The sequence below is a fragment of the Microbacterium imperiale genome (assembly GCF_017876655.1).
Taxonomy (GTDB): Bacteria; Actinomycetota; Actinomycetes; order Actinomycetales; family Microbacteriaceae; genus Microbacterium; species Microbacterium imperiale.
The window spans coordinates 2,403,011-2,423,293 of the sequence record NZ_JAGIOK010000001.1; the positions used below are offsets into that span (position 1 = coordinate 2,403,011).

At 71.9% G+C, this 20,283-nt stretch carries 16 protein-coding genes; 13 read left to right on the forward strand and 3 right to left on the reverse strand.

From position 1 onward, the window contains the following. Positions 1-2 precede the first annotated feature (2 nt). From JOF37_RS11710 to JOF37_RS11750, 9 genes are all read left to right on the forward strand, one after another. Positions 3-668, forward strand: a complete 666-nt coding sequence (locus tag JOF37_RS11710) for a hypothetical protein (protein ID WP_210006976.1) — start codon at positions 3-5, stop codon at positions 666-668. A 69-nt stretch (positions 669-737) separates the two neighbouring features. Beyond that, positions 738-2,018: an ABC transporter substrate-binding protein gene (locus JOF37_RS11715; RefSeq protein WP_210006977.1), complete on the forward strand. Its 1,281-nt coding sequence runs from the start codon at positions 738-740 to the stop codon at positions 2,016-2,018. Between the two features lie 59 nt (positions 2,019-2,077). Further along, complete coding sequence (arfA, locus tag JOF37_RS11720) at positions 2,078-3,601, forward strand: arabinosylfuranosidase ArfA (protein ID WP_210006978.1); 1,524 nt, start codon at positions 2,078-2,080, stop codon at positions 3,599-3,601. Between the two features lie 116 nt (positions 3,602-3,717). Then, positions 3,718-4,920 (forward strand): Gfo/Idh/MocA family protein, encoded by a 1,203-nt coding sequence (locus JOF37_RS11725; RefSeq protein WP_210006979.1) that lies wholly within the window; start codon positions 3,718-3,720, stop codon positions 4,918-4,920. A gap of 10 nt (positions 4,921-4,930) precedes the next feature. After that, positions 4,931-6,133, forward strand: a complete 1,203-nt coding sequence (locus JOF37_RS11730; protein ID WP_210006980.1) for a dihydrodipicolinate synthase family protein — start codon at positions 4,931-4,933, stop codon at positions 6,131-6,133. Continuing rightward, complete coding sequence (locus JOF37_RS11735; protein ID WP_210006981.1) at positions 6,130-7,014, forward strand: sugar phosphate isomerase/epimerase family protein; 885 nt, start codon at positions 6,130-6,132, stop codon at positions 7,012-7,014. Before JOF37_RS11730 ends, JOF37_RS11735 begins: the two co-directional genes overlap by 4 nt. A gap of 9 nt (positions 7,015-7,023) precedes the next feature. Then, complete coding sequence (locus JOF37_RS11740; protein WP_271175067.1) at positions 7,024-8,058, forward strand: LacI family DNA-binding transcriptional regulator; 1,035 nt, start codon at positions 7,024-7,026, stop codon at positions 8,056-8,058. A 5-nt stretch (positions 8,059-8,063) separates the two neighbouring features. Further along, positions 8,064-9,221 (forward strand): glycerate kinase, encoded by a 1,158-nt coding sequence (locus JOF37_RS11745; RefSeq protein ID WP_210007794.1) that lies wholly within the window; start codon positions 8,064-8,066, stop codon positions 9,219-9,221. Continuing rightward, complete coding sequence (locus JOF37_RS11750; protein WP_210006982.1) at positions 9,218-10,204, forward strand: Gfo/Idh/MocA family protein; 987 nt, start codon at positions 9,218-9,220, stop codon at positions 10,202-10,204. Before JOF37_RS11745 ends, JOF37_RS11750 begins: the two co-directional genes overlap by 4 nt. A gap of 22 nt (positions 10,205-10,226) precedes the next feature. Here the strand turns inward: JOF37_RS11750 and JOF37_RS11755 are convergent, their stop codons facing one another. Genes JOF37_RS11755 through JOF37_RS11765 form a run of 3 tightly spaced genes read right to left on the reverse strand, consistent with a single transcriptional unit; the run spans position 10,227 to position 14,865 of the window. Continuing rightward, the gene (locus tag JOF37_RS11755; RefSeq protein ID WP_210006983.1) at positions 10,227-11,870 is read right to left on the reverse strand and encodes an acyltransferase; all 1,644 of its coding nucleotides are present in this window, start codon (positions 11,868-11,870) and stop codon (positions 10,227-10,229) included. After that, entirely contained in the window at positions 11,867-12,982 is a 1,116-nt protein-coding gene (locus tag JOF37_RS11760) for a substrate-binding domain-containing protein (protein ID WP_210006984.1), read from the reverse strand. Before JOF37_RS11760 ends, JOF37_RS11755 begins: the two co-directional genes overlap by 4 nt. After that, a complete protein-coding gene (locus JOF37_RS11765; protein ID WP_210006985.1) occupies positions 12,979-14,865 on the reverse strand; it encodes a heparinase II/III domain-containing protein in 1,887 nt (628 codons plus the stop codon). The genes JOF37_RS11760 and JOF37_RS11765 overlap by 4 nt, the downstream gene beginning before the upstream one ends. A 168-nt stretch (positions 14,866-15,033) precedes the next feature. Here JOF37_RS11765 and JOF37_RS11770 point away from each other — a divergent pair, with 168 nt between their 5' ends. The 4 genes from JOF37_RS11770 (at position 15,034) to JOF37_RS11785 (ending at position 20,281) form a co-directional block, all read left to right on the forward strand. After that, positions 15,034-17,052, forward strand: a complete 2,019-nt coding sequence (locus tag JOF37_RS11770) for a DUF2264 domain-containing protein (RefSeq protein WP_210006986.1) — start codon at positions 15,034-15,036, stop codon at positions 17,050-17,052. Then, the gene (locus JOF37_RS11775; RefSeq protein ID WP_210006987.1) at positions 17,049-18,332 is read left to right on the forward strand and encodes an ABC transporter substrate-binding protein; all 1,284 of its coding nucleotides are present in this window, start codon (positions 17,049-17,051) and stop codon (positions 18,330-18,332) included. Before JOF37_RS11770 ends, JOF37_RS11775 begins: the two co-directional genes overlap by 4 nt. 93 nt (positions 18,333-18,425) lie before the next feature. After that, complete coding sequence (locus JOF37_RS11780) at positions 18,426-19,361, forward strand: carbohydrate ABC transporter permease (protein WP_210006988.1); 936 nt, start codon at positions 18,426-18,428, stop codon at positions 19,359-19,361. Next, positions 19,361-20,281 carry a carbohydrate ABC transporter permease gene (locus JOF37_RS11785; RefSeq protein WP_210006989.1) on the forward strand — a complete coding sequence of 307 codons (921 nt, stop codon included), beginning with the start codon at positions 19,361-19,363 and terminating at the stop codon, positions 20,279-20,281. The genes JOF37_RS11780 and JOF37_RS11785 overlap by 1 nt, the downstream gene beginning before the upstream one ends. The last annotated feature ends 2 nt before the right edge of the window (positions 20,282-20,283 follow it).

A 20,283-nucleotide genomic window follows, 5' to 3' on the forward strand; every position in this document is an offset into this window, starting at 1 on the left:
CGATGTCGATCGAGCAGCGCCCGCGCACGCGACGCGAGGAGCGAGCGGCCGACCGCGCCGACCGCTCCGGCAGCGGCCCCACGCGCGACGGGCGGCCCATGCTGCGGCATCCGGGAGCCGCCGGCGCGTTCGCGCTCCTGGGCGAGGTGCTGCTCACCGGCATCCTGGTCACCGTCGTCTCGCTGCCGGTGATCACGCTGCCGATCGCGCTGGCTGCCGGCATCCGTCATCTGCGGCGCTACGTCGCGGCCGAGGACTCGCGCGTCCGCCTCTTCTGGGCCGACGTCCGCACCGGGATCCTCTCCGGCGCCGTCGTCGGAGCCGCGGCGCTCGTCGCGACGCTCGTGCTGCTGCTCGACATCGATCTGGCCCGCTCCGGCTTCCTGCCCGGCGCCGCGGTCGTCGAGGGCGTCGGCTGGGCGGGGCTCGCGGCGCTCGCCGTCGCGATCCTGCTCGCGGCGGGCGCCTGGACACCGACCACCGGATGGCGCGCCGCGGTCCGCGCGATCCCGGATGCCCCTCGCGGCGACGTCGTCGGCGTGCTGTACCTGGTCGCCACCGCGGCGTTCGTCGTCGTGGTGACCTGGGCGCTGCCGCCGCTGTTCGTTGCGGGCATCGGATGCGCCGCGCTCGCCGTCGTCGCCATCCCCGCCCGGCCGCGTCGCTGAGCGCGTCTCCGCCCGGCTTCTTCCCCGCAGACCCGTCCCCCCGGGTTCTCACCCGACGAAAGGACCACCATGAAGGCGAACCGTCTTCTCGCATCGATCGGCATCGTCGCCGCCGGTGCGCTCGCCCTGAGCGGATGCGGCGGCGCGCAAGCGCCGGCGGCCGCGGAATTCGATCCCGACGAGAAGGTCACGCTGACCTACGCGTTCTGGGGCAATGACGACCGAGCGCAGCGCTACGACCAGCTGATCGCGGCGTTCAACGAGGAACACCCGAACATCACCGTAAACGTCAGCTTCACCGACTTCCCGAGCTACTGGGAGAAGCGGCAGACCGAAGCGGCGGGCGGCGGTCTGCCCGATGTCTTCCAGTTCTCCGACAGCTACCTGCGCCAGTACGGCCAGTCGGGCCACCTGCTCGACCTCGCCCAGGTGGCCGACCAGATCGACATGACGACCTTCGACGGAGGTCTGCTCGGGACGGGCGCGCTCGAGGGCACGCAGTATTCACTGCCCACGGGGTACAGCCTCTGGGCGAACTTCGTCAACGACGATCTCGTCGCGCAGGCCGGGGTCGATGCGCCGGAGGGCGGCACCGACTTCGTCGCCTTCGACGAGTGGATGGCGGAGGTCACCGAGAAGACGGGCGGGGCTGTCTACGGCGGCACGGACTACACCCAGCGCATCCAGGCGTTCGAGCTGGCGCTGCGCGCCGACGGTGAGAACCTCTACACCGACGACGGGGAGCTCGGATTCACCAAGGACCAGCTGCGCGAGTTCTGGGAGAGCGGCGCGAGCCTGCGCGACGGTATCGCCGTGCCCCAGCAGCGCCTCGAGGAACTCTCGCCCAAGTCGGGCTTCGGCGCGGCGCTGACCGCCAGTGAGATGAGCTGGAGCAACTTCCTGGGCGGCTACCTCGCCGACTCGGGCGCCTCGTCGATCTCGATCGTCGCGCCGCCGACGGCCAAGGAGGGCTCGAAGGACCTCTACCGGCAGGCAGGGTTGCAGGTCGCGATCTCGGCGAAGACGAAGCACCCGCAGGCCGCCGCGCTGTTCCTGGACTTCGTGGTCAACTCCGAGGCCGCCGGTGAGATCTTCGGCACCACACTCGGGTTCCCGGCCTCGACGTCCAAGCTCGCCGGTGCCACGCTCGACGGCGCCGACAAGCAGGTCGCCGACTACATCGAGGCTGCTGCGGACCGCATCGGAGACGCGCCTCCCGTTCCGGTTGCCGGATACGGCACTCTGGAGCAGACGTTCTGGGAGCTCGGCAAGTCGCTGGGCCTCGGCACCACATCGGTGGACCAGGCTGTGGATCAGTTCTTCTCCGAAGCCGAGGTCGTCCTCGGCTGACCACCCCGGGGATGCCGCGCGACGGCGTGCGGCATCCCCTCACCACCTCGAGGAAAGCCATGACGTCAACGAACGCCGCCATCGACCCCCGCTTCGAGATCGCACGGATCGACCGCCGCATCTTCGGCGGATTCGTCGAGCACCTCGGCCGTCACATCTACGACGGCATCCACGAACCGTCCCATCCCACCGCTGACGCCGACGGCTTCCGCGCCGACGTCGTCGAGCTGGTGCGCGAGCTCGGGGTGTCGACGATCCGCTACCCCGGGGGCAACTTCGTCTCGGGCTACCGCTGGGAGGACGGCGTCGGCCCGGTCGAGCAGCGGCCGCGGCGGCTCGACCTCGCCTGGCACTCCACCGAGACCAATGAGGTCGGCCTGCACGAGTTCGCCCGCTGGCTCGAGCTCGTGGGCAGCGACCTCATGCTCGCGGTCAACCTCGGCACCCGCGGCACGCAGGAGGCGATCGACCTGCTCGAGTACGTCAACGCCGACGCCGACACCGCGTGGACCCGGCAGCGCATCGCCAACGGCCGGTCCGAGCCGTTCGGCGTGCGGATGTGGTGCCTCGGCAACGAGATGGACGGGCCCTGGCAGCTCGGCCACCGCAACGCCGACGACTACGGCAAGCTCGCCTCGCGGACGGCGAAGGCCATGCGCATGCTCGATCCCGGCGTGGAACTCGTCGTCTGCGGGTCGTCGGGCAGCGGCATGCCGACCTTCGGGTCGTGGGAGCGCACCGTCCTCGAGCACACCTTCGACGACGTCGACTTCATCTCGTGCCACTCGTACTACCAGGAGCGCTTCGGCGACGCGCAGGAGTTCCTCGCCTCGGGCGTGGACATGTCGCGGTTCATCGCCTCGGTGGTCGCGATCGCCGACGCGGTGGCGGCGACGAAGAAGAGCGACAAGCGCATCATGATCTCGTTCGACGAGTGGAACGTCTGGTACCTCCACAACGACGAGGGCGGGCAGGACGACAAGCCCGTCGAGCCGGGATGGCCCGTGGCGCCGCGGCTGCTGGAGGACCAGTACCACGCGCTGGATGCCGTCGTCTTCGGCGACCTGCTCGTCACGCTGCTGCAGCACAGCGACCGGGTGCGCTCCGCCTCCCTCGCCCAGCTCGTGAACGTCATCGCGCCGATCATGACCGAGCCGGGCGGCCCCGCGTGGCGGCAGACGACCTTCTTCCCGTTCTCGCTGACGTCGCGGCTCGCGGGCGACCGCGCGATCTCGGTCCCCGTCGAGTCCGGGACGTTCGAGAGCGAGCGTTTCGGGACGGTCGCGAACGTCAATGCCGTCGCGACGCTCGACGACGACGGCGCGAGCCTGTTCGTGGTGAACCGCTCGACGACCGCCGGCGAAGAGCTCCGCATCGACGTCTCGGCCCTGGCCGAGGCGCTCGGACGCAGTCTCTCGATCGCCGAGTCGCACCTGCTTCACGACGACGACCGCTACGCGGCCAACACGCTCGCCGACCCCGAGCGTGTCGGTGTGGCGCCGCTGACGGACGCCGCGATCGACGGCGGCATCCTGACGTTCGCGCTGCCGCCGATCTCGTGGGCGGCCGTGCGGCTCGGCTGAGCCCGGGCCCCTCGCCACCCTCGGCTTCGCGGCTTGCGCGGAGCCGCCACCCCCCTCTACAGTGTGGGAAAGCGCTTACCAATCCCACCGTGAGCGAACGATTCGAAGGACGAACCGTGTCAGAGACGACCATCCTCAGCCCCGCGCCGGCGACGGCGACCGCCCCGCAGGTCCGCGAGATCGGCATCATCATGAACGGCGTCTCGGGCCGCATGGGATACCGCCAGCACCTCGTGCGCTCGATCCTCGCCATCCGCGAGCAGGGCGGCATCGAGCTGCCCGACGGCACGAGAATCACCGTCAAGCCGCTCCTGGTGGGTCGCAGCGAGGCGAAGCTCGCCGAGCTCGCCGCGCGTCACGGCATCGAGGACTACACGACCGACCTCGACGCGGCCCTCGCCGACCCGCGCTGGGAGATCTACGCCGACTTCCTCGTCACGAAGGCCCGCGCGACGGCGCTGCGCAAGGCGATCGCGGCGGGCAAGACGATCTACACCGAGAAGCCCACCGCCGAGTCCGTCGACGAGGCGCTCGAGCTGGCGAAGCTCGCCGCCGAGGCCGGTGTGAAGACGGGCGTCGTGCACGACAAGCTCTACCTGCCCGGGCTGCAGAAGCTCAAGCGGCTCATCGACTCGGGCTTCTTCGGCCGCATTCTGTCGGTGCGCGGCGAGTTCGGGTACTGGGTCTTCGAGGGCGACTGGCAGCCCGCGCAGCGTCCCTCGTGGAACTACCGTGCCGAAGACGGCGGCGGCATCATCGTCGACATGTTCCCGCACTGGAACTACGTGCTCGAGAACCTGTTCGGCGCGGTCGAGACGGTCTACGCGCAGGCCGCCGTGCACATCGCCGACCGCTGGGACGAGAAGGGCGAGCACTACACCGCGACCGCCGAGGATGCCGCCTACGGCGTGTTCGAGCTCGAAGGGGGCGTCATCGCGCAGATCAACTCGTCGTGGACCGTGCGCGTCAACCGCGACGAGCTCGTCGAGTTCCACGTCGACGGCACCCACGGCTCGGCGGTCGTCGGTCTGTTCGGCGCGAAGATCCAGCCGCGTAACGCCACCCCCAAGCCGGTCTGGAACCCCGATCTCGAGGACGACCACGACTACGACGCCGACTGGCAGAACGTGCCCACCAACGACGTCTTCCTCAACGGGTTCCGTCAGCAGTGGGAGGAGTTCCTCATTTCCTACGTGACCGAGACCCCGTACGAGTTCGACCTGCTCGCCGGTGCCCGCGGCGTGCAGCTGGCCGAGGCCGGGCTGCAGTCGAGCCGCGAGGGCCGCAAGGTCACGCTGCCGTCCCTCAGCATCGACTGAGCATCGCGACATGACCGAGCTCACCCTCCTCGGCGCCGACGGCGTCGTCACCTCCGTTGCGCTGCAGGACGCCCCCGGCTTCACCCGACCCGATGCGCCGCTGAGCAGCCGTGTCGCGTACGCGGCGGCGCACGTCGTCCCCGTCGTCTCGGCCGACAACACGCCCGGTCAGCCGGCGCAGATCGACTGGGATGCCACCCTCGGGTTCCGCCGCTCCGTCTACGGATGGGGTCTGGGTGTGGCCGATGCCATGGACACCGCCCAGCGGAACATGGGCCTGGATGCCGCCGCGACGCGCGAGCTCATCGCCCGGTCGGCCGAGGTCGCGCGCGAGGAGGGCGGCTCGGTCGTCGTCGGCGTCAACACCGACCACATCGACGACGAGCACATCCCGCTCGACCGGGTCATCGACGCCTTCAAGAGCCAGCTCGCCTATACGGAGGACCAGGGCGCCGGACCGGTGCTCATGGCGTCCCGGCATCTGGCGCGGGCGGCGTCGTCGGCCGACGACTACCGCCGGGTGTACCGCGAAGTGCTCGCCGCGGCATCCGGTCCCGTCGTGTTGCACTGGCTCGGCACGGCGTTCGATCCGGCCCTCGCGGGCTACTTCGGGTCGTCCGACTGGCGGGTCGCATCCGATGTCCTCATCGAGATCATCGGCGAGAACGCCGACAAGGTCGCGGGCGTGAAGATGAGCCTGCTGGATGCCGCATCCGAGGTCTCGGTACGCGAGCGCCTGCCCGAGGGTGTGCGCATGTTCACCGGGGACGACTTCAACTACGTCGGTCTGATCGGAGGTGCCGACGTGCCGCAGGCGGCCCAGCCCGAGCGCGACCCCGCGTCGGCGCGCCGGCACTCCGATGCGCTGCTCGGCGCGTTCGCGGCGCTCACGCCGGTCGCGTCGGCCGCGATCCAGGCGCTCGATGCGGGGGATGCCGACCGGTATCTCGCGATCCTCGGGCCCACCGAGGAGCTGAGCCGCCAGATCTTCGCGGCGCCGACGTTCTACTACAAGACCGGCGTGGCCTTCCTGTCGTGGCTGAACGGGCATCAGGCCGCCTTCCAGATGGTGGGAGGGCTGCACTCGGCCCGCAGCCTGCCGCACCTGTCGCGCATCGTCGAGCTGGCGAACGCGTCGCACGCGCTGGAGCAGCCGGAGCTGGCCGCCGACCGCTGGCACGCGATGCTCCGACTGAACGGGGTCGGGGCGTGAGCGCCGACCCGCGCCTGTCGATCAACCAGGCCACGATCAAGCACGCCGATCTCGCGACGGCGCTGCGGGTCACCGAACAGGCGGGCGTCGAGGCGATCGGACTGTGGCGCGAGCCGGTCAACGAGGTCGGTCTCGCCACGGCCGCCGCCATGCTCACCGATTCGGGCCTGCGGTTCACGACGCATTGCCGGGCGGGCTTCTTCACGATGCCCGAGGGCCCCGCTCGCCGGGCGTCGCTCGACGACAACCGAGTCGCGATCGACGAGACGGCGACCCTCGCCGCGGCGGGGGCGGCCGGATCGACCGCGGTCCTCGTGCTCGTGGCCGGCGGACTGCCCGAGGGGTCGCGCGACCTCGTGGGTGCTCGTGAGCGCGTGCGCGACGCGATCGGCGAGCTCGCCCCGCACGCGCGAGCCGCGGGGGTCACGCTGGCCATCGAGCCGCTGCATCCGATGTTCGCGTCGGACCGATGCGTCGTCTCGACGCTCGGGCAGGCGCTCGACATCGCGGCGGACTTCGAGCCGCGCGAGGTCGGAGCCGCCGTCGACACGTTCCACATCTTCTGGGACCCGGACATCCTGCCGGCGATCGCGCGCGCCGGACGCGAGGGGCGCATCGCGACGTACCAGGTGTGCGACTGGAAGACCCCGCTGCCGGCCGACGTCCTGCTCAGCCGCCACTACCCGGGCGACGGCGTGATCGACTTCGCCGCCCTGACCCGTGCCGTCGAGGCGACGGGCTACGACCGCGACATCGAGGTCGAGATCTTCAACGCCGACATCTGGGCCGACGACCCCGCGGCCGTCGTCGCCCGCACCGCCGCCGCCTTCGGCGATGCCGTGGCTCCTCACCTCGCCGGCGCGCGAGCGGTCTCGGCATAGACTCGGGTCGTGGGACAGACGGGGATGTCGCCGCGTGGCGCGGCCACGCTGCACGACGTGGCACGAGAGGCGGGAGTGTCGCTCGCGACCGCCTCGCGAGCGCTCAACGGCTCGACCCGGAAGGTCGCCGACGCCTACCGCGAGCGCGTCGAGCAGGCCGCGGCGCGGCTGGGCTACACCGCCAACCTGTCGGCGCAGGCGACCGCTCGCGGTACCTCGGCGATCGTCGCGCTGCTCGTGGCCGACATCGCCGACCCCTACTTCGGACAGCTCGCAGCGGGCGTCGCACGCGGCGCCGACGAGGCGGGACTGGTCGTGACCGTCGCGATCACCGAGCGCGACCCGGCCCGTGAGCTGCGCCTCGTGCGCGCTCTGCGGGGACAGCGACCCCGCGGCATCATCCTCGCCGCATCGCGGACCTCGCGCGAGATGTCCGACGAGCTGACCGCCGAGCTCGACCTCATCACCGCCGCCGGTGGCACCGTCGTGGCCCTCGGGCCGGGCGCTCCGACCGTGCGCAGTGTGACGATCGACAACCGCAGCGGCGCGCGAGAGCTCGGCGCCGCTCTCGCCGCGCGCGGGTACCGCTCGGCCGTCGTCCTCGCCGCCGCCGAGGGCGTCGTCACGAGCGATGACCGCCTCGCCGGCTTCACCGAGGGATTCGTCGCCGGCGGCGGCACCGAGCCCCGCGTGTATCGCGGCGGCTTCAGTCGCGAGTCCGGCACGGAATCGATGGCGGCCGCCCTGTCCGACGGCGTCGAGCCCGACACGGTGGTGTTCGGCATCAGCGACGTCGTCGCCATCGGAGCGCTCACCGCGGTGCGCGCGGCCGGTCGCGAGCCGGGCTCCGACATCGCGCTCGCCGGTTTCGACGACATTCCCACGGGTCGTGACGTCACGCCGCCGCTGACCACCGTGCGGGTGCCGCTGCTCGAGGTCGGCCAGCGCGCCCTGCGGGCCGCGATCGATGCGCCGAACGACGCCGATACCGCGTCGCTGCCGCTCGAGGTGCTCGTGCGCGAGAGCACGCCCTCGCGCGCGTGAACGCCGTGACGCGCGTCGTCGTCGCGATCGACAGCCTCAAGGGCTCGATCTCGGCCGCCGCCGCAGCGCGCGCCCTGGCCGACGGGTGGGCAGCCGCCGACCCCTCCGCGCGGATCGACCTGCGACCCATGGCCGACGGCGGCGAGGGAACGCTCGACGCGTTTGCCGCGGCTGTCCCCGACGCGCGACGGATGCCGGTGACGGTCACGGGCCCGCACGGCGAGCCCGTCGCGGCGTCGTGGCTGTGGCTGCCGTCCCCGGACGGCGGGGGCGGCGTCGGCGTCGTCGAGCTCGCGTCGACGTCGGGGATCGAGCTGCTCGGCGACGAGCGCCGCGGGCTCGAGGCCGACACGACCGGCTTCGGCCAGGCGATCGCGGCGGCGCTCGACGCCGGCGTATCGCGTGTCGTCCTCGGCATCGGATCGAGCGCCTCGACCGACGGCGGCGTCGGCATGCTGCGGGCGCTGGGCGGCCGATTCGTCGACCACCGCGGTGTGGACATCGCGTCCGGCGCGCGCGGCCTCGCCGACCTCGCTGCGGTGGATCTCGCGTCGCTGCGGCCGCTTCCTTCCGGTGGAGCCGTCGTGCTCACGGACGTGTCGAATCCGCTGCTGGGCGCGCGCGGCGCCGCCGCCGTCTTCGGTCCGCAGAAGGGTGTGGATCCCGCCGGGGTCGTCGCCGCCGAGTCGGCGCTCGCCGGCCTGTCGCGCATCGTCCCGCGTGGCGATGCCTTCGCCTCCACGGCGGGGGCCGGAGCCGCCGGCGGCACCGGGTTCGGGCTGCTCGCGTGGGGAGCCGAGCTCACACCCGGCGCCCGCGAGGTCGCGACCCTCATCGGGCTCGCGGATGCCGTCGCGTCGGCCGATCTGGTCATCACCGGCGAGGGCTCGTTCGACGGTCAGTCCGCGGCCGGCAAGGTGCCCGCGTTCGTCGCCGACCTCGCCGCGAGAGCGGGGGTGCCGACCGCGCTCGTGGCCGGCCGGATCGCCGCCGACGCCGACACGGCCGCGTTCGCGGCATCCGTATCGCTCACCGACCTGGCCGGGTCGCCCGAGGCGTCGCTCGCCGACCCGGCGCGCTGGCTGCGGGCGGCAGGCACCGCCCTCGCTGGCGCCGTCCGGGCCGAGCGGGCCGACAGCCACGGCGGGGGAGTCGGGGCGTGACGGCGGTGCGGTGGGCCATCCTCGGGCCCGGGCAGATCGCCGAGAGCTTCGCAGCCGGACTGCGCGCGTCGCGGTCGGGTGTGCTCGCGGCGGTCGGCAGCTCGGACGCCGGGCGGGCGCGCGCCTTCGCCGACCGCTACGGCGCCGAGTACGCCGGCGGCTACGACGAGGTGATCGGCCACGCCGGCGTCGACGCGGTGTACGTCTCGACCGTCCACCCGGCGCATCGCGACCTCGTCGAGGCGGCGCTGCGGGCGGGTCGCGCCGTGCTGTGCGAGAAGCCGCTGACGACCAGCGAGGCCGACACCCACCGCCTCTTCGCCGTCGCGGCCGAGGCCGGCGTGCCCCTCGTCGAGGCCTACAAGAACCGCTTCTCACCGTTCGCGGGGATGCTGGGCGACGTCGTCGCGACGGGCGAGATCGGCGCGGCCCGGCGCCTCACCGCGTCGTTCGGGTTCCGCGCCGAGGAACGCGCCGCCCGGCTCTTCGATCCCGCGCTGGGCGGGGGAGCGCTCCTCGACGTCGGCGGCTATCCGCTCTCGTTCGCCGTGCACGTCGCGGCTGCGGCGGGGATCGCGCCCGATGCGCTGCGCATCGCCGAGGCCGAGGGGCGCATCGGCCCCACGGGCGTCGATGAGCACGCCACCGCCGTCGTGGCGGGCGGCGACTTCGCGGCCCACATCGAGACGTCCATCCGCGCGGTGCTGCCGCGCTCGGCGAGGCTGGTGGGCGACGCGGGCACGATCGAGATGCCCGATGCCTGGGGCTCGCGCACCGCTTCGGCCGAGCACCTGCTGATCGAGACCGGCGGACAGTCGCGCACGCGGACGGCAGCGGTGGTGCATCCGTTCGCGGCCGAAGCGGACGCCGTCGCCGCGCTGCTGGCAGGCGGTCGGGTCGAGGCCGACGAGATGCCCGGGTCGCACAGTGTCGCCGTGGCGCGGCTGCTCGACGAGTGGGCGGCGGCGCTGCCCCGCGGCTGACGCTGCGCCGCGGGCGGGCCCGTCAGCCGAGCGGAGCCGGTTCGGGGCGGTGGACGCCCCGCGGCCGGTACCCCAGCGCGTCCGAGAGCCCGACCAGATCGGCGAGGTACCAGACGATCGCCAGCCACATCTCGGTGCCCTGCAGCCCCGGCTCGGCGTCGGCGAGTCGGAAGCTCATGCCGGCTCCGGCCTGCCACCCGGCGAGCACATCGTCGAGCAGGCGCGTCGCGACGGCCGAGACCTCGGCGCTGCGATAGCCCGACGACCGCGTGAGCCACAGCGGATGCGCGACGTCGAGGACGTTGCAGGCGTCGAGCTGCGCCGCGGCGAACCAGCGCGGATCACGGGCATGGCGCAGCGTCGTGTCGACGACGGCCTCGGGATGGGGGAGCGGGATGCCGTGCTGCGCGAACGTCCCGCGCGAGGCCCGGTAGAACCCGTTGACGAGCAGCAGCAGGCCGCGGTCGGCCGAGGGGCGCCCCCACATCCCGCTGGCCGGATCGGCGTGCGTCACGAGCCAGCCGAAAAGCGCCTCCGCGACGCCCGGTGCGACCGCGTCGCCGCGTCGGCGGGCCCACAGCAGCGCCGTTCCCAGCGCGTCGACATGGTGGCCCGCGTGCCAGGGATCGCTGTGCCACGGCAGGGCGTCGAGGCGCTCGACGATCGAGGTCGGCGTCGCGTCGACGATGAGCCCGATCGGGTGGGCGAAGGATGCGCCGAGCAGGTCGAGCGCATAGCCGGTGCTGAGCACGTGGTACGCCGTGTCGCCGTCGTCCCACCCGGGAACGCCGGAGGCGTCCAGCGGCGGCACGGCGCCCGTCGCGGCATCCTGCCAACCGCGCAGGAGGGCCACGAGGTCGGCGGATTCGCTGCCCGGCGGAACCGAGCCCAGCAGGAGGTCGGCGATCTCGATCGCGTCGCCCTGCGCGCGCACCGTGGGACGGACGCCCGGTCGGTCGGCGAAGAGCCCGGTCGCGGCGTCACGCGATCGGGCGAGCAGGGCGGGAGCCTCGGCGCGCGCGCGATCGGCGAAGCGGGCGAGCCGCGCGCGCAGGTCGCTTGCGACGGGTTCGCGTCGGGGCGCGGCCGCGTCGATCGCGGCATCCGCCGGCGGTACGCGCCACCGCAGCAGGCGTGCCGGGTTGCCGCCGACGACGGCCCCCGCTGGAACGTCCTTCGTGACGACGGCTCCGGCGGCCAGCACCGCCGATCCGCCCACGGTCACGCCATCGAGCACGACGACATGCGACCCGATCCAGACGTCGTCGCCGATACGGATGCCGCGACTGGTGAGCGGTTGCCGGAAGACGGGCGTGCCCGGCTCCATCGAGTGGTTGAACCCGAGCACCGAGCTGAGGGCACCCATCCGCACCCCGTCGCCGAGGACCACGTCGCCGCGCACGACGGCCGAGGGGTTGATGGAGCAGTCGGCGCCGATGCGGACGGTTCCGGTGAGGTAGGCGCCCGCGGCGATGTACGAGCGGTCGCCGAGCGCCAGCTCGTCGGCGTCGACGGCCGCGAGCTCCGAGATGAAGCAGTCGTCGCCGATGGTCCACGCGGGATGCTCGCGCTCGAGGCGCTGCTGCCACGACCGCTGCGCGCGTCGGCTGTCGTCCGATGCCGTGGACCAGAAGTCCCACGGCGAGTAATCGTGGCGGTCGATCACGCGGTGGTCCCGGCGCGCGGCGCGACCGTCGACTCGCGCACCACCAGGGTGGGGTTGAGCATCACCCGCCGGGTCGGACGCCCGGGATCGGCCATGCGCGAGACGAGCAGCTCGACCGCGGTCTCGCCGACGCTCACGCGCGGCGGCGCGATGGCGGTGAGGGCGGGGGTGAACAGCTCGGCCACCTCGTCGTCGTAGGCGATGATCGACAGGTCGTCGGGCACCGAGATGCCGCGATTCAGGGCGAGGTCGACGAACGCCATGGCCTCGGGATCGGAGTGCACGAGCAGCGCGGTCACGCCGCTGCCGAGGGCCCGGTCGAGGGTCGTGTCGACCGCGGCCGAGAACTCCGGGCTGGCCCGGTCGGGCAGCGTCGTCTCGATGTGCTGCGCGGGGGTGAGTCCCAGCTCGTCGCAGGCCGACTGCCAGCCCGCCGCGATCTTGCGCGAGGTCGGGGAGTTGCGCGAGAGCACGAGTCCGACCTTCCGGTGTCCGAGCGAGGCGAGGTGGCGCGCCGCGAGCACGGCGCCGAGCGCATGGTCGGTCGTGACCGCCTCGGCGGGCACCCCCGCGGGCTGGATGATCGCGTCGCGCTCGACGAGGACGCTGGGAGTGCCGCACTCGGCGAGCCACTGGACGACGTCCTGCGAGTGCTGCGTGTCGGTGTTGGGCGCGACGATGAGACCGCGCACGTCGCCGCTCGCGACGAGCCGCTCGAGCACGGGACGCTCGTCCTGCAGCTCGTACGACGCGCCGCGCAGCTGCACCTTGAGGCCGTGGCGGCGCGCCGCCGCCTCCATGCCCCGCACCACGCCGGGCCAGTAGAAGTTCAGCGAGGGCACGAGCACGGCGATCGAGCCCGCCGACGTCTCGGTGCCGGCCGGGGCCGCCGGCGCGTGCCCGTGCTGCCCGTTCGCGGGAATCGCGCCGCCGTGCACGCGCTGCAGCAGACCCTCCTGCTCCATCTGCGCGAGGTCGCGGCGCAGGGTCACGGTCGCGGCGCCGAGCTCGTCGGTCAGCTGCGAGATGCGCACGGCGCCCTCGCGCTCCATCGTGGCCAGGATGTGGGCGCGCCGTTCGGCGGCCAGCAGTGCCGGTGTGGGGTCGGTCATGATCGCTCGTCCTCGTTCCGTTCCTGTTCTACCGTGACACGCAGCTCGGTGCGGCCGTCGGCACCGACGGCGAGCCGGGTGAGTCGCGCGCCCCAGACGCCCGAGAGCATCGGATCGTCGAGCTCGCGCACGCTGAGCGTGTGCGGTGCGTCGGCGGGCCACGTGATGCGCACGGGCGTCGCGCCCTCGAGCGGCGTCACCTGCGCCCAGCCCTCGCCGGTGATGACCGTGCCGGCGAGCAGCAGCCTGACCTCTGTGCCCGGCCCGGCCCCGTCCCAGCGGTCGTCGAGGACGACGTCGCCCGATCGGCGCAGGGCAGCGCGACGCCGCCAGGACTGCACCGAGCCCGCGGGGTACGCGCCGCCGATCTCGAGATCGAGCGCCGACATTTCGTCCGTTCGGATGAGACGCGGACCGGATGCCGCGAAGGCGGCGCCCTGCGGCTGGGCATTGCCCGACACGCGCGGCACGCTGTGCCAGTCACTCTGCATCGTCCAGATGTCGTATCGATCGGGGCCGAAGGTCTGCGCCGTGTAGGTCGGGCGGCCCGCGTCGACGACGACGGGTACGCCGTCGGAGGCGACGATCACCGACCCGACGTCGTTGTGGTTGTGGTTCTCGTCGTTGTGACCGCCCTTGAGGACGACGGTGAGACCGGCGGCGCTGCCCGCGCGCTCTCGCGCGAGCCAGACCTGCGTGGAGGGCAGCCACACCTCGGCAGGCAACGGACTGACTTCGGCCGTCTCGGCGAGCCAGACGTCGTCCGCCAGCGCGCGCAACAGGCGTCCGAGGCCCGCGTCCTCCGTCGCGGCCGGTGCGCCCACGGGCCGCTGAGCCGCGGCGTGCCGTCGGGCCTCGTCGTTCCCGACGGCGCGCGCCGCGCGGTGCAGGGCGTGCCACGGCTGGTCTGCCGGCGGACGCGCCGGTCCGTCGGCCAGGTTGACGTACCAGGGGCCGCCGAGGTGCGACCGGTGCGGGAAGCCGATCGTCTCGCGCAGCGCCGGCACGGAGGGCACCGGGTGCCACGCGCCGTCGGTGGCGTAGGCGAGCAGGTCGAGAGCCTCCAGTGCGCGACACGCGCCGTTCCACCAGTACGCGTAGCCTTCGTCGATCGCGCCGTCCGCGGGCAGCACCGCGACGTAGCGGTCGAGCCCCTGCGCTGCGAGTGCGACGATCCGCTCGCGTTCGGCCGTCTCGTCGCACAGGACGAGGGCGGCGACGAGCACGTTGCCGTGGATCCACGGGTTCCAGTTGTGAACGTGGCCGTCGAGTCCGAGCCAGTGCCAGTCGCGTCGCCGCAGGAACGGCTCGAAGACGCGCGCACGGGCCTCGTGGCGGATGCGGTGCCGCAGCCCGGGGTAGTGCTCGTCGAGCCGCGCCCCCAGGACGTGGTCGATCCAGGCGAGCTGGCCGACGACCTCGCCCGCACCGAGGTCGAGGAACGGATCGGTCGCCGTCGCGAGGACGGAGCCGTGCCGCCGGAGAGTGTCGTCGTGTGCGGGCCAGCACCAGGTGGACTGCTCGCACAGCAGCCAGACACCGTCAGCGACCTCGTCGAGTCGGCGCGGATCATCGTCCGCGAGGGCGGCGACGACCGCGCGGCTGAGCCGGGCCTGCCGGGCGAAGACCTGCTGCTCGTATCCGTCCCGGTCACCGTCGCGGTGCACGCGCGCGGCAGCGCTCGCGAGCGGCTGCGGCCAGGGCGTTCCGCGGTCGGCCCGCGCGCGGTCGAGGATCGGCCGCACCGTCTCGCCCGGCAGGGGGCTCGGCCAGTCGTCCGCGGTCGGCACCGGGAGCGCTGCGGCGGGCGGTCGCAGGCGCGCGGGGATGTCGGCGCACACCGCCGCCAGCGGGCCGGCGAAGCCTTCGGTGTTCCACAGCACGGCTGCTCCTTCGAGATGACATCGGTGTCGCCCGACCCATCAAATGAATCGATCAGAAACGATCATAAGGAAACGAACCGGATCTTGCAATGATCGAAATGGGTTGCTAATCTCCGAATCGGTCGAGATCGATGACGACGACCGCGATAGCCCTTCAAAGGAGAACCGGTGGCATCCGAGCACCCGCACCCGTCCGCGGACGGCGCGATCCGCGACGCATGGATCGCCCGGGCCGACGTCCTGCTCACGGCCGCCCGCCGCTACGCGACGCCGGGCGCCGGCCGCATCCACTTTCCCGGTGAGGAAGGCGGCTACGGCCACGCCGTGGATGGGCTCGAGGGCTTCGCTCGCACGTTCCTGCTCGCCGGGTTCCGCATCGCGGGGGCCCGCGGCGAGGGCGTCGACGACCTCATCGCGCACTACCGCCGCGGCGTCGTCTCGGGCGTCGATCCCGACGCGCCCGACCGCTGGGTGCGCATGGACGAGCACGCGCAGGCCAAGGTCGAGGCCGCCTCGATCGCGCTCGTGCTCGACCTCACACGCCCCTGGATCTGGGATCACCTCGACGAGACGACCCGCGGCCGCGTCATCGACTACCTTGCTCCCGTCGTCGGCGACGACACGTACCCGCAGACGAACTGGGTCTGGTTCCGCCTCGTCGTGCAGACCTTCCTCCGCTCGGTCGGCGGCCCGTGGTCGGCCGACGACATCGCCGCCGACCTCGCCCGTCACGACTCGTTCGTGCGCGAGGGCGGCTGGCTCTCCGACGGCGATGAGCGCTCGTACGACCACTACGTCGGATGGGCGCTGCACGTCTACCCGATCCTGTGGGCGCGCATGGCCGGCGCCGCCGACCTCGCGGGCGACCGGACGCCCGTCGACGTCGCACGGCTCGACGCCTTCCTCTTCGACGCCTTCGCCCTCGTGGGCGGTGACGGGTCGCCGCTCATCCAGGGGCGCAGTCTCATCTACCGCTTCGCGGCTGCCGCGCCGTTCTGGGCCGGCGTCATCGCCGAGGTGCCGTCCCACAGCCCCGGGCGCCTGCGCCACGCGGCCGAGCGCATCGTCGACCACTTCGCCGAGCGCGGAGCGCCCGACGCCGACGGCATCCTGACGATGGGCTGGCACGGGCCGTGGCGCGCTCTGGCGCAGTCTTACTCCGGACCGGGGTCGCCGTACTGGGCCGTCAAGGGTTTCCTCGGCCTGCTGCTGCCGGCCGACCACCCCGTGTGGGCGGCTCCCGCCGAACCGCTGCCTGTCGAGGACGGCGACGCCGTGCGGGCGATCGCCGCGCCCGGGTGGATCGTCTCGGCGACGGCGACCGACGGCATCGTGCGCGTCGTCAACCACGGCACCGACCACGCCTTCCCCGACGCCCGCGTCGCCGATTCACCGCTCTACGCCCGCATCGGGTACTCCACCGCGACCGCGCCCTTCGTCGATGAGCGCGGCTGGCTCGAGCCGCTCGAGCAGTCCGTCGCCCTCGTCGACGCCGACGGCCGGGCGACCCACCGCACCGCGATGACGCTGCTGACCGCGCGCGTGCAGGACGACGCCGACGGACGCGTGGGCGTCGCCGCCTCGACCTGGGACGCCCACGTCGTCGAACCGGCGCCCATGACGCACCGGCACGGCTCCGGTCTCGCGGGGATCGTCACCCGCGTCGGCCGGCTCACCGTTCACTCGCTCGTGCGCGGGTCCGCCGAGGTGCGCATCGCCGTCGTCGACGAGCTCGAGCCGGAACAGGATGCCGCAGCGCTGCGCCTGCGCGTCGGCGGCTGGCCGCTGTCGGGCGACGAGCTGATCGGCGGCACCGACGACACCGGCGCCTGGGTCTTCGCGCGCGGCCGCAGCAGCGGCATCCGCGCCCTCGACGCCACCGCGGCTCCCGTGCTCGTCTCGCGCGCCGACGCCGACCCGTTGGGCGTGCGCGCGCTGGTTCCCACCGTCGAGCACGCCGTGGTCCCGGGCATGCCGGTCGTGACCCTCATCGACCTGGCCGGGGGCGAGCGCATCGCCCCGACCGTCGACGTCTCGCTCGACGACGCCACGGCGACCGTGGTGTGGCCCGACGGCATCCGCACGGTGAGCCGTCTCACGAACTCCGAATCGCCCGCCCCGGCGGCTCGGCACCACGAGGTCCGAAGTGGGACCTCGCACGCAATCGCAAAGGAGCAGCACGCATGAAGCGCAAGTTCGCAGCCGCCGCGGGGATGGCAGTCGTCGCCACCCTGTCGCTCGCCGCCTGCAGCGGGGGATCCGAGCCCGCTCAGACCGCCGACGGCCCCGTCACCCTGACCCTCTCGGGATGGAGCCTCGACACCACCCCCGAGTTCCAGGTCCTCGCCGACGCCTTCCACGAGAAGAACCCCGACGTGACCGTCGAGCTCAAGCAGTACGACGCCGCCGAGTACAACACGCTGGTCACCGCCGACCTCGCCGCCGGCGTCGGGCCCGACATCATCACCCAGAAGGAAGTGAAGTTCGTCACGACCTTCCAGGAGGGCGGTCAGCTCATGGACGTCTCCGACGTCGAGCTGCCCGACGGCATCGGCGGCGCCTCGTCGTTCGAGATCGACGGCACCGCATACGGCGTGCCGTACCGCCAGGACCGCTGGGTGCTGTTCTACAACAAGGCGCTCTTCGACGCCGCCGGCCAGGAGTACCCGGACGGCACGTGGACGTGGGAGGACTACGACGCCGCCGCCGAGGCCATCAACCAGGCGGGCGTCGCGAAGGGCACCTACCAGCACCGCTGGCAGTCGACCGTGCAGGGCTTCGCCTCGGCGCAGGAGGACACCGACGTGCTCTCGGGCGACTACGGCTACTTCGCCGACTACTACGACCGCGTCCTGGACCTGCAGACGTCGGGCGCCCAGGTCGACTTCAACACCTCGACCGCCAACCAGCTCACCTACCAGGGCGAGTTCGGCACCCAGAAGGCGGCCATGCTGCCGATGGGCACCTGGTACGTCGCGACCCTCATCTCGCAGCAGGCCTCGGGCGAGGCGAACGACTTCGAGTGGGGCATCGCGCCGATCCCGCAGCTCGACGCCTCGACGGCCGGAACCGACAACACCCCGGTGACCTTCGGCGACCCGACCGGCTTCTCGATCAACGCCAACATCGACGGCGCCAAGACGCAGGCGGCGAAGGACTTCCTCGCCTACGCCGCGAGCCTCGAGGCCGCTGAGGAGCTCGCGAAGATCGGCATCACACCGGCCGTGGCGAACGACGACGTCACCGACGCCTACTTCGCCGTCGAGGGCGCGCCCACCGACGATCTGTCGAAGTTCGCGTGGTCGACCGGTGACGTCCACCCCGAGAACCCGACGTCGAACAAGACGGCGGCGATCCAGAACATCCTCAACGACATGCACAGCGCGATCCTCTCGGGCTCGACCCCGGTCGAGCAGGCCATCACCCAGGCCGAGGACCGCGTCGCCAGCGAGGTCGGTCTCGACTGACCCCGCCGGCCGTCGAGCTCTTCGACGGCACCCGCGGCCGGCGCGGTACGCCCGCGCCGGCCGCATCCCCCTCCGTCCTCGCCAGGAGTACCCATGACCACCACCGCCGCCGCCCCGAAGGTCGGCCGTCCCGAGCCGACGCAGCGTCGCCGGCGCTCGAAGCTGACGCTGCGCAACACGCTGCTGGGCTGGAGCTTCATCCTCCCGAACTTCCTCGGCTTCGCCCTGCTGACGCTCGTTCCCGTCATCACGCTGTTCTACATGTCGCTGACGAACTGGAACATCTTCGGCACGGCGAACTGGGTGGGGCTGGCGAACTTCGAGCGACTGCTCGGTGACGGCAGCTTCCGCATCTCGTTCGTCAACACCCTCTACTACGCCGCTCTGCACATCCCGCTGACGATCATCGCGTCGCTCGGTCTCGCGCTGCTGCTGAACAACAAGCTGCGCGGGGTCGCGTTCTTCCGCACCGCCGCGTTCTTCCCGTACATCACATCGATCGTCGCGATCGCGGTCGTGTGGAACCTGCTGTTCAGCCCGGAGTACGGGCCCGTGAACGAGATCCTGCGGGCGATCGGCATCGCCAACCCTCCCGGCTGGCTGACCTCGTCCGAGTGGGCCATGCCCGCCGTCGTCATCGTCAGCACCTGGCGCGACATGGGCTACTACATGATCCTGTTCCTGGCCGGTCTGCAGACCGTGCCGCGCGAGCTGTACGAGGCGGCACGCATGGACGGCGCCAACGCGTGGGAGCGGTTCGTCAACGTGACGCTGCCGTGCCTGCGCCCGACGATGTTCTTCGTCACCGTCATGCTCACGATCAACTCGTTCAAGATCTTCGACCTCATCCTCGTCATGACCGAGGGCGGGCCGGGGCAGTCGACGCTCGTGATCTCGCAGTTCATCTACCGCAAGGGCTTCGAGGAGAACCAGTTCGGCTACGCGTCCGCCGCGGCCGTGGCGCTGTTCTTCCTCTGCATCTTCGTGACCATCATCCAGTTCGTCTGGAACAAGCGGAGGAACGTCTGATGACGAATCTTCTCGTCCCGCAGGACGACCGTCGAGCGCTGCGCAAGCTCGCCGCCGACGCCATGCCCGAGGGCCCCCGGCCCGACACCGTCAGCCCGCTGCGCCGCGTCGGCCGCATCGCCGGGTACGTCGCGCTCATCGTCGCGGCCGCCGCGCTGCTGCTGCCGTTCTTCTGGATGATCATGAGCTCGCTCAAGACCGCGAACGAGGTCTTCTCGGTGCCGATCCAGTGGATCCCCGAGGTGTTCATCTGGCAGAACTACGTCGACATCTGGAACCAGTCCGGGATGCTGACGTGGATCCGCAACACGCTCGTGCTCGCGGTCGTCGTGACCTTCCTGCAGGTGCTGACCGGATCGTTCGCGGCCTACGGGTTCGCCCGCATCCGCTTCCCCGGGCGCGACGTGCTCTTCCTCGCCTACATCGGCACGATCGCCGTGCCGTGGCAGTCGTACATGATCCCGCAGTTCATCCTGCTCTCGAACGCGAAGGTCTCGAACACCCTCTGGGCGATCATCCTGATCCAGGCCTTCGGCGCCTTCGGCGTGTTCCTGATGAAGCAGTTCTACGAGACCATCCCCGAGGAGCTCTCCGAGGCGGCACGTCTGGACGGCCTGAGCGAGTACGGCATCTGGCGCCGCATCATGCTGCCGCTGTCGGTGCCGGCACTGGCGAGTCTGACGCTGCTGACCTTCGTCAACACCTGGAACGACTACCTCGGACCGCTCATCTACCTGCGCAACCCCGACCTGTGGACCATCCAGCTCGGCCTGAAGAGCTTCGTCAGCAACCTCTACGACACCAACTACGCGCTGCTGTTCGCGGGTCTGGTCATCTCGGTGGTGCCCATCGCGCTGATCTTCCTGCTCGGGCAGAAGTACTTCGTCGAGGGCATCGCGACCAGCGGCATGAAGGGCTGAGG

Coding starts and splice junctions, on each gene's coding strand:
- JOF37_RS11710 (WP_210006976.1), top strand. CDS start 3: ATGTCGATCGAGCAGCGCCCGCGCACGCGACGCGAGGAGCGAGCGGCC.
- JOF37_RS11715 (WP_210006977.1), top strand. CDS start 738: ATGAAGGCGAACCGTCTTCTCGCATCGATCGGCATCGTCGCCGCCGGT.
- arfA (WP_210006978.1), top strand. CDS start 2,078: ATGACGTCAACGAACGCCGCCATCGACCCCCGCTTCGAGATCGCACGG.
- JOF37_RS11730 (WP_210006980.1), top strand. CDS start 4,931: ATGACCGAGCTCACCCTCCTCGGCGCCGACGGCGTCGTCACCTCCGTT.
- JOF37_RS11760 (WP_210006984.1), bottom strand. CDS start 12,982: ATGACCGACCCCACACCGGCACTGCTGGCCGCCGAACGGCGCGCCCAC.
- JOF37_RS11775 (WP_210006987.1), top strand. CDS start 17,049: ATGAAGCGCAAGTTCGCAGCCGCCGCGGGGATGGCAGTCGTCGCCACC.
- JOF37_RS11780 (WP_210006988.1), top strand. CDS start 18,426: ATGACCACCACCGCCGCCGCCCCGAAGGTCGGCCGTCCCGAGCCGACG.
- JOF37_RS11785 (WP_210006989.1), top strand. CDS start 19,361: ATGACGAATCTTCTCGTCCCGCAGGACGACCGTCGAGCGCTGCGCAAG.